General features: G+C 42.2%; 10 protein-coding genes and 2 pseudogenes. 1 reads left to right on the top strand and 11 read right to left on the bottom strand.

Translation table 11 applies throughout. The annotated features are described in order from the left end of the window. Positions 1-144 (top strand): annotated as a pseudogene (locus ACFFAP_RS27045) (VCBS repeat-containing protein); the annotation flags it as partial. Between the two features lie 410 nt (positions 145-554). Here the strand turns inward: ACFFAP_RS27045 and ACFFAP_RS27040 are convergent. From ACFFAP_RS27040 to ACFFAP_RS26990, 11 genes and pseudogenes are all read right to left on the bottom strand, one after another. Continuing rightward, complete coding sequence (locus tag ACFFAP_RS27040; protein ID WP_375514120.1) at positions 555-1,106, bottom strand: hypothetical protein; 552 nt, start codon at positions 1,104-1,106, stop codon at positions 555-557. A 454-nt stretch (positions 1,107-1,560) separates the two neighbouring features. Beyond that, positions 1,561-2,328, bottom strand: coding sequence for an MBL fold metallo-hydrolase (locus ACFFAP_RS27035; RefSeq protein WP_375514119.1), 768 nt, complete (start codon positions 2,326-2,328; stop codon positions 1,561-1,563). 3 nt (positions 2,329-2,331) lie between these two features. Then, a complete protein-coding gene (locus ACFFAP_RS27030) occupies positions 2,332-2,931 on the bottom strand; it encodes an anthranilate synthase component II (RefSeq protein ID WP_375514118.1) in 600 nt (199 codons plus the stop codon). 263 nt (positions 2,932-3,194) lie between these two features. Next, the gene (locus ACFFAP_RS27025) at positions 3,195-3,650 is read right to left on the bottom strand and encodes a diacylglycerol kinase family protein (protein WP_334995234.1); all 456 of its coding nucleotides are present in this window, start codon (positions 3,648-3,650) and stop codon (positions 3,195-3,197) included. Positions 3,651-3,803: 153 nt separating this feature from the next. Beyond that, the gene (gene ybeY, locus ACFFAP_RS27020) at positions 3,804-4,331 is read right to left on the bottom strand and encodes an rRNA maturation RNase YbeY (RefSeq protein ID WP_375514121.1); all 528 of its coding nucleotides are present in this window, start codon (positions 4,329-4,331) and stop codon (positions 3,804-3,806) included. A gap of 135 nt (positions 4,332-4,466) precedes the next feature. Continuing rightward, positions 4,467-4,622, bottom strand: coding sequence for a DUF3285 domain-containing protein (locus ACFFAP_RS27015; protein WP_109007913.1), 156 nt, complete (start codon positions 4,620-4,622; stop codon positions 4,467-4,469). A 289-nt stretch (positions 4,623-4,911) separates the two neighbouring features. Further along, positions 4,912-6,034, bottom strand: a protein-coding gene (prfB, locus tag ACFFAP_RS27010) for a peptide chain release factor 2 (protein ID WP_375514117.1) whose coding sequence is annotated in 2 segments (ribosomal slippage) — positions 4,912-5,961 and positions 5,963-6,034 — 1,122 coding nt in all. Because the reading frame shifts where the segments join, the coding sequence is not laid out codon by codon here. A 117-nt stretch (positions 6,035-6,151) separates the two neighbouring features. Continuing rightward, a protein-coding gene (locus ACFFAP_RS27005; protein WP_375514116.1) for a PCRF domain-containing protein occupies positions 6,152-7,295 on the bottom strand; the annotation gives its coding sequence in 2 pieces (ribosomal slippage) (positions 6,152-7,219 and positions 7,221-7,295; 1,143 coding nt in all). Positions 7,296-7,427: 132 nt separating this feature from the next. Continuing rightward, the gene (locus ACFFAP_RS27000; protein ID WP_322648731.1) at positions 7,428-8,156 is read right to left on the bottom strand and encodes a Bax inhibitor-1 family protein; all 729 of its coding nucleotides are present in this window, start codon (positions 8,154-8,156) and stop codon (positions 7,428-7,430) included. A gap of 113 nt (positions 8,157-8,269) precedes the next feature. Next, a pseudogene (locus ACFFAP_RS26995) lies at positions 8,270-11,026 on the bottom strand (pPIWI_RE module domain-containing protein). Beyond that, on the bottom strand, positions 11,019-13,892 hold the full coding sequence (locus tag ACFFAP_RS26990; protein WP_375514115.1) for a hypothetical protein: 2,874 nt from the start codon (positions 13,890-13,892) through the stop codon (positions 11,019-11,021). Before ACFFAP_RS26990 ends, ACFFAP_RS26995 begins: the two are co-directional and overlap by 8 nt. Between the last annotated feature and the right edge of the window lie 240 nt (positions 13,893-14,132).

The following is a 14,132-nucleotide window of genomic DNA, read 5'->3' as shown; positions in this document are numbered from 1 at the left end:
TTCAACGGCGATGGTAAGACCGACATCTACTGGCGCGATCAGACAGGAGGTGCAGACAAAATTTGGACTATAGATGGGACGACAGCGGTTGAGACTCCTATCAGCGACGCAGATAAGCTTGGTGGAGAGTGGTATACGTTCTAAAACCTAGAAACAAGAGTCATTCGATTTTAGATTTTAGATTTTAGATTTTAGATTTTTCCTTCAATCAAAAATCCAAAATTCAAAATCTAAAATTGGCAGAGTCAGGAGTCAGATATAGGACTTATGCACTGTACAAATTAACCATAATGTGGTTTGCGGTATTTAGTCGTTTCAGGCGCTTGGTATAACCTTGATTTATTCGCAACATGAGCAATCGCTAGTTGCTAAACATGGCTGAAACATCCAAATAGCATGTAGCACTTATGTACGATGCGTAAGTCCTAAGAACGACTCAACCAGAACATTAGCGTCGGCTTGCCGATACTTCATACAAGTCACCAGTGACAAATCCAGGTGAAGCGATATCTGAAGAATTGTTCTCAGGAAGAATTAATTTCAGAAATTAGGCCTTATCTACGGTATCTAGCGGTTCCCTTGAGTACAAAAGTCTTATATGACGTTGGTGTCACTGGTACGCCACGAACTAAATTTCCTTCAACTTGCTGAGTAGCTAAAATGGCTATGGCTTGGACAGTAAGTTCATCCGTAGTGCTAACTAAGTTGATATCTGGTAAGAATAAGCTCAGTCTGACTATACTTCCGAGAATAAAATTAAAGTTTGGTGGTCTGCTAATAATTACTGTGAGTAGTGTATCATTGATTCCAGCAGTGGTTGATGTCTCAATTTGATCACCACTGAAATTATGGGAAATTTTTTCAGTTTTGTAATCAAGCTGTGGAACTCCATTAACAACTGAATACTTGATCTGAATACCTTCACCTTTAAGTTCAAACTCATTTGCTTTTTGCACAGGAATAAGTGCTTTTGCTGGCTTTGTGGATTTGGGAATCAAAAAAGATAACAGTGATGTGGTGGTTAAGCCAGTTACAAAGGTGAGAGCAGTCTTGAGAATTTGACGGCGGGACGAATTGGGGGATATATCTTTAAGGTTAGGGTTCATAATTGGGAAATCCTAAAAAGTAAAATTCTAATCTTTTCAATTCTTTCAAAAAATTATCCGATTTTAATGACAAATGGATGATTTATTGGTTATAAGAATAAGCATTTCTTATTTAAACCTGAGTTCGACTTAAAAAAATGTCCCAAAAAATTAGACATAAAGCTTTCGGGTGAAAAACGCATTCGTGCTTTGCTATCAACAAGTCTCTCATAATGAGAATAAATACTCTGTTTTCAAGAAATAGGTTTAATTCTCAATATTTTTTCTAGCTCAATTGGTTTCAAAGCTGATCATACAAGATTTTTAAGCTAATTTCTTATATAGAACTCAGGTTAGCAAGGGAAAGGGTTGGAGGTGGTGTGCTTTTATGATGGGCAATTAGACGGACATCATATCAGCAGCTAAGGGACAGGAGTCATTGATTATTCTCCCTCATCCACTCATCCCCTGCTCCTCAAAACTTGTAACTCAAAACCTGAATTTCCCCATTCTCCGGCAATTTACCAGGGCTAATGGAAATAGTATCTGTGTTGCTACGTCGCACTGGCATACCTTGCATCAAGGTCAGAAAATTATCCAGTGGTGAAATATCGCACTTAGCAGCATCAGCGGCCTGTGTGCGGTAATGGGTTGGAATCACTATCTTGGGATTTAAGATTTGCACAGCCTGCTTTGCTTCCTCAGCATTATAGGCTTTTGCACTGCCTCCCACCGGAATAAATGCTACATCGGGACGCCCCATTAAGATTTTTTGCTCAATGGAAATGGGTGCAGCAGATCCACCTAAGTGTAGGATATTAATTCCGCCTTGCTTCCAACTCCAAGCGGTATTTGAACCAAACTGCCTACCACCTTTGCGATCGTGGTCTATGGCAATTCCTTGGAACTTAATACCTTTGAACTCGTAAACTCCTGGTTCATAGATGAGTTTTGCATTCCCCGGTAGTACGTCCACAGCACCTTCATCCAGCAGTTGGCTGCTAATCAGCACTAAATCTGCTGCAACTTTTGGTGAACGATACCCAGCAGTACAACCGGCCGCCCGAAATGGATTGACGAGAATTTTCGCACCGCCACCAGTAAAAAGAAAGCAAGTATGACCCAACCACTGAACTGATAAACCGCTAGATTGTGCGTCAGCTTGAGATTCAGAACCCAAGTTAGTAACCAAAGCTGTGACTAACCCCGCCCCAGCATAGCCCATCAACTGTCGTCGTTTCATTAATTATGCTCTCGACTGTAACTGTTCCAGAAAATTTCGCAATAACTGTTTTCCTGAAGATGTCAGGACACTCTCTGGGTGAAACTGGACGCCCTGAATATGAGGATAGTTCCGGTGTCGCACTCCCATAATGGTGTTATCTTCAACCCAAGCGGTGATTTCTAACACATCTGGGCAAGTCTCACGTTCTATCACCAAACTATGATACCTGGTGGCGGTTAAAGGATTTTCTAATCCCTGAAAAACCCCCACCCCAGTGTGAGACACCTGAGAGGTTTTACCATGCATCAACTCTGGAGCAGGAATTATTTTACCACCGAACACTTGACCGATGCTTTGATGTCCTAAACAAACGCCCAAGATTGGCAACTCTTGTCCTAGCTGTTCAATCAATTTTAAAGAAATACCGGCATCTTCCGGGCGACCAGGCCCAGGAGAAATAACCACGGCTTCCGGCTTTAATGCCCGAATTTCATCTATGGATATTTTGTCGTTACGAAAAACTTTAATATCATCTGCCACTGGGAATTCTGCTGCCAATTCTCCCAGATACTGCACCAAGTTATATGTAAAACTGTCGTAATTGTCGATAACTATAATCAAAGCTCATAACTCCTGGTTTTTACCACTCATCAGTTGCAACAAGCATAGACAAATATCTCATGCTATTTGTTCGCTAGGTGTAAAAATAACGCTGACGTGGACGCCTAAAGATTACCAAGTAATCCTTTACCCAGGATGCTTGGCACGATCGCCTCACTTTTTAATTGCTTATAATGTGTTCTCCAGGGGATCGGACAGAGTGTGATCCTCTTATCGGCTCATTTGGCGATACCTGCGGCGGGCTACGCCGGAGCAAATCACGTCTACAAAGTCGATATAATTAACTTTACCAGAGGAGGGAGCAGGAGCGTACCAGCTACCAGCACCGCTACCAAAGCAGAAACAAGCACTGCACCAGCCGCACAATCTTTAGCAATTTTTGCCAATTCATGGTATGTCTGCTTAACGGTTAAGTCCACAAGAGACTCGATCGCTGTATTTAGTAACTCTAATGCCAAAACTAAACCACTAGTTACACCAATTACCGCGATTTCCACGGCTTGCAGATGTAGAAAAACGCTTAAAGCGATCGCCAACGCACAAACACTTACGTGGATGCGAAAATTACGTTGAGTTTGAAAACTATAGCTGATTCCAGCCCAGGCATATTTAAAACTAACAAATAAATTAGAGGCTACTTTCCAGGAGAATTCCCGTTCGTTAGACACCAGTGTTTGTAACGAGGTGGGCGTTGGTGATGGAGAAATTTTTTGGGACATACACTTAAAAACACAAGAACAGAGTTGCTACAGTGGGAATATTTGCTGATTTTAATGGCGGAATTAACTTTGAGGCAATCTTTAAGCAAATTTCCACAGAAGTATTATAAAAGTATTACCCAAAATTAATATTAAAGAATACATGAACTCCTGCTATTCCATGTCAACAGCAATACCTATTGCGTTCAGCAATCTCACTTGCTGTTCTAACATTCGCCCCAAACTTTCTTCATCAGGATGATCCCAGCCCAACAGGTGCAATAAACCGTGACTAGCTAACCAGGCTAGCTCAGTTGGTAAGCTATGTTCCTGCTGTTGAGCTTGACGTTGCGCTGTATCTACAGACACAATAATATCACCTAAGTATAATGGTAGAGAGGCAAGCATTTCTTGGCTTTGAGGAAAATCCACCTCCAAAGCAGCAAAGGCTAAAACGTCTGTGGGCTTATTTTGTTGACGATACTGAGCATTCAGTTCTTGAATTTGTGAGTCATCTGTGAAACGCAGCCCTATCTCATAACTTGGCGCTGGCGGAATATGAGGGTGAAGGATTTCCAACCAGTGATTAAACCAATTTTCCCAAGTTTCAGGAGTAATTCGGGGATCAGTGTCATCAATTTTTACAGATGTTGTCGGGGACAACTCGTAAAAACCATCCTCTACGTATAGTTCAACGCTCAGGGGCACACAGTCTCCTAGTCTGAGGTTTACGGTTTGTCTTTAAGACTGTCCTAAGTCAATTGGTCATCTGTCCTTTGAAATATAAATGACTAATGACCAATGACTAATGATAACCCTCACCAGTTGCGTAATAGCTTAGTGAGTTAGGTAAGCAAGACCAACAAGGAGAGCTAAAAGCCCTACAGCAGTCAACGCAAAATGCTTTAGGGAAGTTCCACCCTTGCGCACCATGTTTCGCATGGCGAGTTTTACATAGCTAGGTTGAGGTTCTGTTGAAGGAGTGTTGCTCATAGTTATTTGTCCACAGACTCTTTTATAACTGTAACAGTTGGTCTGGCATAGAATGGCGATCGCCTGTATATTGCTAAGGAATTTATCTGAAAACGCTCCTACAAGAGGGAATGCTATGCGATGTCTACGATGGTCACTAAGCGGCTGGTGAGCAAAGTCGAACCATGCTGTTCGCGCAGCGTCTCGTAGAGAAGTGTGGGCTACGCCTACGCGCCAATCTTAGAAAAATAAATAATAAGTGCTAAGTAATATTAAAAATAATTACTTAGCACTTGTAAATAATCGCAACTTATGCAACAGTGCTTTCTACTAATTTATTTTCTTGGCGCAGATAAGCTTGAATGAATGTATCAAGTTCGCCATTCATCACATCGCCAATAGCCGTTGTTTCTGTATTTGTACGTAAATCCTTCACCATTTGGTAAGGGTGAAACACATAGTTACGGATTTGGTTTCCCCAGGAGGCTTCCACCATATCGCCACGAATTTCGGCAATTTCTTGGGCGCGTTGCTCCTTGGCGATGACCAACAGCTTTGCTTTGAGGCGATTTAAGGCTTTTTCTTTATTTTGCAGTTGCGATCGCTCCTCTGTACAGCGCACGGCAAGACCTGTCGGAAGGTGAACAATCCGTACCGCAGTTTCTACTTTGTTGACATTTTGCCCACCTTTACCACCAGAGCGAGTTGTGGTGATTTCCAAATCCTTGTCTGGAATATCCAATTGCACAGAGTTATCTATCTGTGGCATCACTTCCACACCTGCAAAACTGGTTTGCCGCTTACCGTTAGCATTAAAAGGAGAAATTCGTACTAAACGATGTGTACCCATTTCCGATCGCAAGTAACCATAAGCATAGCGACCAGTTATTTCTAGGGTTGCCGATTTTATTCCGGCTTCATCACCCTCCGACTCTTCAGCTAAAGTTACCTTATAGCCGTGAGCTTCGCCCCAACGCGTGTACATCCGCATTAGCATAAATGCCCAGTCTTGAGCATCTGTGCCACCAGCACCAGCACTAATCGTCAGTACAGCACCTTCCGCATCATAGGGGCCGGAAAGTAACTGTTGTAACTCCCACTGATCCAGGTCACGATTCAGCTTGGTGATGGTAGATTCTGCTTCTTGGAGTAGCGCCTCATCAGTTTCTAACTCCAACAACTCAACAACTGCCTTAGTATCTTCGAGATTGGCGTGCCAGCGATCGTATTGCTCGAGGTGGGCTTTCAAGTCATTAAGTTCTTGCAGAGTTTGTTGGGCTTGGGTTTGGTTATCCCAAAATTCTGGCTGTGCTGATATTTTTTCGAGGTCTTGAATTTTGGCTGTCAGTGCAGGTACGTCAAAGATAGTCCTGGGTTTTACCCAGGCGGCTAGACAACGTTTCGATTTCGCGTTTGAGTTCTAAAACTTCCATAGTGCTTGCTGAATGATAGATAGAGCGCTTTGGTTTGGAAAACTGCTCTTTATTCTACTTAATGTTTCTTGATTTTAGCCGTAGTTGGGCAAATTTTTTCTACACTACTTATATAAGTTACAAAAGTGACTTGAAATTATCAAGCGCTTCTTGGGTCACTGAAGTAGTGTGATTTAGCTGTTGCAGATAGGCTTTGATAAACAAATCAATTTTACCGTTCAAGACTTCTGCCGCAGCAGGTGCTTCTACATTGGTACGTAAATCTTTCACCTTGGTGTAAGGATGCAAGATATATTCACGGATGAGCTTGCTAGATAGGGATTTTATCAGCCGAGGTTTAATTTCGTCAAGCTGGACACCTTGGGCTAGTGCGATCGCAAACAGTTTACTCTTGAGAATAGCTAAGGCTTTCTTTTTGTTTTGCATCTGGCTACGCTCTTGGTTACAAAATACACTAATCCCGCTAGGAATGTGAACCACCTTTACCCATGTTTCGGAGTAATTAATATTCCTGCTATTGCACTGCCACCTAGTTATTTGCAAATTCTTATCTGGAATCTCCCATTCAACGGACTCATCCAATATTGGGATAACTTCTACACTAGCTAAACTCGTCCGCAAACTGTTAGTAACATCGAAGGGCGATATTTGCTGTAGCTGATGTGTGCCTGTTTCTGATTTGAGGTAGCCGTATGCACAACTTGCTGTAATTTCTAAGGTTGCATACTTAACTCCGCCCTCATTCCCTTCAGAAATCTCTACTAAATGCAATGGATAATTGTGAATTTTTCCCCAACGCCAGTACATTTTCAGCAACATATATGCCCAGTATTGAGCATCTGCATTATCAACCTCAGCAGTAATAGTGAGTAATGCACCTTTTTTGTCGTGGTGGTCAGACAATAATTGTCGTATTTCTGCTGTTTCGAGTTCTTGTTGGAGTTGGGTAAGGTTGGTTTGCACCTCTTGCCACAATTGCTCATCGGTTGATAATTCCAACAATTCCAAACCAGTCTTGATATCTTCTAGAATCGAACACCAGCGCTGATATTGCTGATGCTTGTAGAATATGAAGTATTCAATTTCTTGAAGTATCTCATAAGCAAGGGTTGGATTCTTCCAAAAATCAGCTTGAGCAATTACTCGATCTAAATATTGAATTTTTGCAGTCAAATATTGGAGGTCAAAGACAGCCTTGAGCCTTGGTCAAGATATTAGACAACCTTTCTACTTCGATTTTGATATTTAAGAGTTCAAGCATAGTTTTGCTCACTTGAGGCTTAACTTCTCTACATATTCTAGTGTTAAACAGATGATAAAAACCGTGGTTGCTAAAAATTTAACCACGGTTTTTACTTTATAGAACTTTACTTTTGTTAGTGCCTACAGACAATTAATCGCGGCCATTTATGGCGATTAGCAACCGCAAGATAAAGACAAACAAGTTGATGTAAGTAAGGTACATCGACAAAGCAGCAGGCAGATATTGGTCATCGCTGTAAGTGCGGGGCAAGATGTAGAAATCGACAACAGAAACCCCAACAAACAGGAATACTCCTAAACCGGAGATGGCAATTTCTAACCAATTTGGCGTGTAAACACCAAACATAGCAAACCCAAATTGGGCAAGGCACACAACCACCAAGGCAATAACGCCGAGATTGATGGTTTTCGTCAAAGCCATGCCGTCTTGTTCAGAAAGATTTGAACCAATTTGACGGGCAGCAATAAAAGTGACACCACAACCAAGGGCTGCTAAACCAATGCCTTGAATGCCAACACCTTGGGATCTCAAAGCGACATACACCAAGCCACTGAGAGTATATCCAGACAAGAGGCTGTAGGTTGCCAACAGGGGTAGTGCAAGACCCTTATTACCTTTTTGGGCAACATTTTGGGCAACAAAGAACAAAATTAACTCCACAATCACCGCACCAATGAAGGTGGGAAAGAATATTCCGGGGTTAGTACGGATAACTCCCAAACCGCCGTAGGTTCCTAATGCCGTTAGCACCAATCCACCACCGACGTAGGGGAGGGCGTTGGCAATCACGTTTGGGCCAACGAGGGCGTGAGATTTAGCCTCACGGATAGCTTCACGAAAATTACTGGTATTGCTCATATTGAAAAACTGTTTTTTAGGAAAACGTTCTACTTATTCCTATTCTTACCAATCTTTGCGGTTAACAGCCAAGGATTTAATATCATTGCCAAATCTCAATGGCAGCATTGTTGTTAAAAATTAGAATCCTCAGTCTCTGAGGATTCTACAGGATCTTTAGCACTGACAGCATATTCTTTAGCCTTGATTGCAAAGGGAAAAGGCAATGGTAGAATAAGGTCATTGGCAAAATAAGACCAGCGACTTCTGAGAGAGTGGACAAAATGAGCTAGCTTGTCGCCTGTGATTTCTGGGTGATGAATCAAGGCTATTTCTAAGATTCTGGCTTTTCCAGCTTGCCTGCTGCCATTGTCAAGACGAGACTGCCATGTGCGTAATATGTGCTTTTCAGTATTTAAAGGTTTTCTAACGCTCAGGTAGAGCGATCGCTCTCCATCATCACACACATTTTGCCATCGGTAAACACCACTGGTTCGACTACCGGCAGAATCTTTAACAATAGCAACTGGTACTTCACCATTCTCTGCAACTCGTAAGCGCACAATCCAGAGGCGATTGATTTCTTCTTGTGAAAGGTGCTGTTTCAGCGTTTATAGTGGGTCATTGGTTAGTAGATTTTGGTTTTGTAGCCAGTTCAGCATTTTGCGGGCATTTTGTGCTTCTGCCATGAATAGCACACGTGGAAATTTTTTATCAGTAATTGGAGTATTTAAGCAATCTTGCAAACATTCAGCAACAAATTTATTGATTAATCTTTGTTCTTTTGTTTGCTCCTTGCGCTTTTGTTCCTCATCAAGTTCTTCATCACTTTCATCATCAGAGTTAAAATCCCAGTCTTCAGATGAAAAATGTGCGAGTCCAACAGGATATGATACCCAGCCTTGTTTATTAAATAAATCAGGTGTTGTTAACTCTACTTTTGCTGTAAGTGGATTAACTCTGATCATCAAAACAACAGTTTTGGGAATGTTTTCAGCATTTGTTTTGCGAGTGCGGCGTAGAACATAAAAGCACGTTAACCAAACATCAGGAGGAATACCATCTTTTTTAGGATTGATTAAAGGAGTATCAGGTAAAACTCCGAATTGTCTAAGTAAGTCTGATACTGCTCGTTTCACTGGTTCTAAACCAGATGTTTTCAGCTTTTCCGGGTCTGCTTTAGTGGTTATTCGGTGGATGTGTTGATTGAGATAGCCTGCTTTCATTGCCCCAATTCGCCACGCCAGTTTAGGATCAGCTTCTGATCTGAACGGTTTAGGTTTAATTTCGATTAAAGCCCCGCTTAGTTCTTGGATTTGGGGTAGAAATGCAGTAATCTTATTAATGCGTTCTGCTAATAAATCAGGGCGTTGCTGTTGATAATTTTTCTTAACTTCAGAAAATTTTTTAATTTCTAAGTCTTGTGTCAGGTCGCCAACATGCTGAGTCTTGATGCACAGCGAACCGTGGGAACCTTGATAGATGTTTTCTACTTTTGTGGGTGATAAATACAGTAATTGGCAAATTTCAGCAATCAGTGCATCACGACATTGTGGAGTTTCCCACAAAATAAGTATGGTGCGAAGAGGATTTTCAGCTTCACGAAATACCGCCGCTACTGCTAATTTTGGTCGCAGCATTGGAGTGTGTGAATGATTTGAGTCGTTAGATTTCTTTGCTTTTTTAGGTTTATTAGATTGGTTTTCTTCGTCAGCAAGCAGAGGAACAATTTTCTTTTTGGGTTTTTCTGAAGGCCAGAAAATAAAAACATTACCTGTCACCCTCTCAGCCTCACCCACTCTCTGAACAGGAAGACGTGCTTCAATAGCTTGATCTAGACTAGCTAAATCCTGTGGACTGACACCACCTAAGCACGGTGGATCTCCTAATTTAGAAGTGTAGGCGATCGCAGCTTGGATACCACTAGGAATTGTGTTGATACCTGACCAGTTGTGATTTGGATTAGAAACGAAATTATTTGCGTCAGGAAGTTGAGAGTCATTGAGAGAAAAAAGATTGCTGATGGCTTGAGGCCATTTCACTTCCTTTCCATAACGATTCATCATCAGTGGAATAAAGCAAAAGGGTTGACGTTGACCATCTAACCACCGACGGTTATCACCAATATGAGCTTTCACACCTGGGTAGGGTACATATTTCAGAGGTTGAGTCAGCCAGCGTCGAACTGATAAATGATGATAGATAATCGGTTTTTCGCGCCAAGGGACTGTTTGCAAAACAAACTCAAGGACAAACGAAATATATGCTGTTTCTGTTGTTTCCTTTCCTTTAGGAACCGTAACTTCACTAGGAGGCCATGACATTAACTCAGCGCCTTGGAGGCTAACTACTCGATAAAATGTCAGTTCATACTGTTCATCGATACCAAAGGAAACTCTTGGTTTTTGGAGAAACTCCTTGGCAAGGTAATCTGGAATGGCTTGGTAAAGGTTGCTTGTTTCGACCTTATCTTGAGGATGGAGTAAATCATACATTTTTGGCTCTTCCCAGTGCCAATCATCATTATTCAGATTTGCAAGCTTTGACTCAACATCCTCTAAACAACTAAATTCTTCTATCAACCAATCTTTGATACAGTTACCCAAGTCAGAAAGGTCGTCTGTAGTTTTTGTGGCTAACAACCAAGGTACATTGCCTTTCTGCCAGCCATTACGTACAGTCTTGATAATTTGAGGAAAACTACCAACTATTAAGGGATCGAGGGAATAAACTGGTACGGCTTGATAACGTTGACCTTTGAGTTTGGCACGCTGTTGAGCAAGGTTGTTGGCAACTTGTCGCCATGTAGTAGGAACATAGATTGCAGAGAGTTCGCATATTGGATTCGTTGCAGTAAGTTCCCAACCACCAGGACGAATAATTTTAGTCATAGTTTAAGTTTCTTTGTTTCATTTGTTGAAGTGCATTCACAAAAGGGCCGTAAAGCGATCGCGCCAACACATCCTCGCTTTCGATATATGGTTCCAGCACCTTGATGATGGCAACCAAAAGTGAAGTGCTTTCGCTGTCTTGTTCGCCAATGGCTGAATTTGGGGCAAATTTCACATCAATAAAATGGACTACTGCTGGTACACCACCACGCACCAAACGCCCGATGATTTGCCAGATACTGACTAACTGAGTCCAGCAAAGTACTGATCGCTCATCTTTTGTTAGTTGTTTGAAAGACCACGCCGTGTAATTCAAATTGACCATCTTGGCAGCAGCATTCTGGTAGAATATATCTGCAACCTGAGTTAGGGTTAGGTTTCCCAAAGTTGATTGAGCTTCTTCGTAAAGGGTGGAGTCTTTTTCGTGCTTCAGCGCCCAAGCGTTGAGTTGCTGAACAGTAGATTGCCAGTTATCAGGTATTGGCATAGGTCTGTTGAGGAACAGGACTGCACCGAATGCAGCTTTACCTTGAGCATTCAAGATGTTGTGACCCCGCTCTAGAGCCATCAAAGGAGCAACTACAATCTGGGTGGGTAAATGTTGTAAATTTCGGATTTCACTCCGAGGAATACCATGAAGATGAGCGGGAGCATTGTCACGGCGGAGGGTGGCGATACCGTCATTGTTAATATTTACGTGGAAGCGGTAGCGCGATTGTAAGATAGAGGCTACCCATTCAGATTCCTTGTAGCTACCCACAACAATCAAGATGCGATCGCGATCGTTCCACCATTCAGGTTGCTGTTGTTTTCGCTGTGCTAAATCCTCAACTACCCCATCTAGAAAACTCTCTGCACCTCTAGCAAAGTGGCACATAGCCTCGACCATTTCTTTAGCAGCAAGTTTCCGTCTTGCAGGTGGCAATCCAGATAAAGCAATATAGTCAGCTTCTCGATTCTGTTTGGGACTAAAGAAAAATTGACTCTCAGCTATACCTGCCTCACCAGTTCTGGGTTGCAGCAGCACGGTAGGTTTTATGTTGATGTGATAGGCTGGCGAACCAGGAGCGTAGCTAGTACCTGATATCAGAACAGTATGCGGGCCATCCCAATCATCAACTGCAAACAGTTTAGGGAAATTTAACAGTAAAGCACGACCTACGCCCACATAGCGGAAATAGTCCAGCTTGCCAGCATTTTTATTGCTACGTTCTTGCTTATATAAAAAGCCTAAAATATTTCCTACTGGTGATTCTGGTAAAACTGGGAGAAAATCTTTTGGTGGGCGATGCAAGAGGTCTTGGTTTAAGTCGTGCAAGTTCATTACCCGACCAAGATCGCTGAGATTATCAACTAAAAAACCTAGTCGGTTATCGAGTATGGTAGTTAAAATCGCAAACTGAAGATTTCGGATTAGTTCCTCAAATTGAGCTTCATCTGGTAGGGAAATATTGTGATTTTCTAACCATCTTTTGCACCAAGGAGCAATTTCAGCTAATGCTTGACGATCGCTTTCCGCAGTCAGTATTGTCAATGCCAAATCTGAAAGTTCACCTCCACGACGGCGGTTAAGCGGATATTGCAAAAATCCGTCTAGTTCGTCCATCATTTGTTTACGGCGGCGACGTTGTTCTGTGGGAGCCAAATCTGCTTCAATGATGCGTTGACGCCGTTCTTCCATGATTTGTTGGCGAGTTAGCTTTGGTTTGGCTGAAACAGTAATGTTGGGGGGATCAACGAGGTCACGGATAATCCGAGCAAATAGAGAACGACCTGTAAACGGAAGTGGCCCCAACCACGCAACTAGTTTAGAGTGGGTGAGGAGTAGATGATAGATGCGGTTAGTAGCATTTTGAGTGTGGTAATGTGCGCTTGTCCAAGCAAGAAAGCGATCGCCTGCCATGTCACCGCGATCGGAATTGTAAATCGTGGCAACATTTAGTCCAAGTTTATTTAAAAAAGACTTTCCAGAAGCATCAACTAAGACTTCATCGGGGGCAAACTCTTCGTCAAACTGAATCTGTACGCGATCGGCTTCGTCAACAAAGAGATACTTGCATTCTCGATAAACAGCCTCAGCAAAGGTCAAGTCTTGTTCAAATCCCTGGCGGGGTACACGAGTATGAATGAAACTAGCAGGAGTGAAAATCCAGACTAAACCTGTAGCAATATCATGTTCTAAATGGTGACGTGGACATTTATAATAAAAGGGACAAGTGTATTGCTTATAATCACTTTCTTGCAAGTCTTCATCATCAGAATCATCATTCTCAGCTACAGGAACTTTTTGATAAAGCTTGTGACAAGGTTCATTGCCAAATTCCCACTTCTCTTCTGATTGCACTAAAGCTAAAAGTGGGCAGACTGGACTAAACCAACGCCAAGCTGGGTGCATCCCTCCCTTAGTAACTTCCTGACCCTCACTTTTGAGAATTGGTTCATAGACTTTTGTCAATTGTTCTTGGCGGTTACTACCCAGCACTGGTGCAGCAGGAATTTCTAGCTTGTGGCAAAACAAAGAAGCGAGGCGCACAGCTGTAGCTACATCATTCACCATCAACCCACAACGATATCCTTGTTTAGCCAAGAGGTAAATCAGAATTTCCAACAGGGTAGACTTGCCCACATTCAAAAGTCCAACAATGTGGATCAACCCTTCAAAATTCAGCTGATTACCTTGATGGAAATTATTGGATTCAGGATCGTAGAGTTGGAAGAGAATGTTTTCCAAGCGGTTACGATAATTTTCTTGTTGCCCAAACTGGGACAATTTATCGTCCATTTCTTGGGCAGCTAGTATTAATTCTTCACGGGTGACACTACACGGTGGATTCTGCTGAGTCCGTGTGCGATGAAGGGATACCACAGATGAGGGTGCTATATTAGCAACTTCCTTGGGAATATCAATAGGAACTTCAACAGGAGAGTTACCCTTTTGGGAAATCTTGGCATACCACCGTCCCTCAGTTACTAAGTTGACTTTTCGTTGTCTATGCTGTGGGGTTTTTAATAAAGTTGGGAGATATATCTCTTCTAAACGACTTGGGTAGATAAGTAAGTCGGCGGGGAAATTTATAAGTATGTAACAAAAGCTTAACCAGAGTTA

The organism is uncultured Nostoc sp., assembly GCF_964245575.1.
Lineage (GTDB): Bacteria > Cyanobacteriota > Cyanobacteriia > Cyanobacteriales > Nostocaceae > Nostoc.
The sequence above is the reverse complement of the archived record's forward strand: the minus strand, read 5'-3'. Positions and strand labels throughout refer to the sequence as shown.

Bases quoted from the DNA above. Each gene is read 5' to 3' on its own strand.
- ACFFAP_RS27035 (WP_375514119.1), bottom strand. From the start codon at position 2,328: ATGAAACGACGACAGTTGATGGGCTATGCTGGGGCGGGGTTAGTCACA.
- ACFFAP_RS27000 (WP_322648731.1), bottom strand. From the start codon at position 8,156: ATGAGCAATACCAGTAATTTTCGTGAAGCTATCCGTGAGGCTAAATCT.
- ACFFAP_RS27015 (WP_109007913.1), bottom strand. From the start codon at position 4,622: ATGAGCAACACTCCTTCAACAGAACCTCAACCTAGCTATGTAAAACTC.
- ACFFAP_RS27025 (WP_334995234.1), bottom strand. From the start codon at position 3,650: ATGTCCCAAAAAATTTCTCCATCACCAACGCCCACCTCGTTACAAACA.
- ACFFAP_RS27040 (WP_375514120.1), bottom strand. From the start codon at position 1,106: ATGAACCCTAACCTTAAAGATATATCCCCCAATTCGTCCCGCCGTCAA.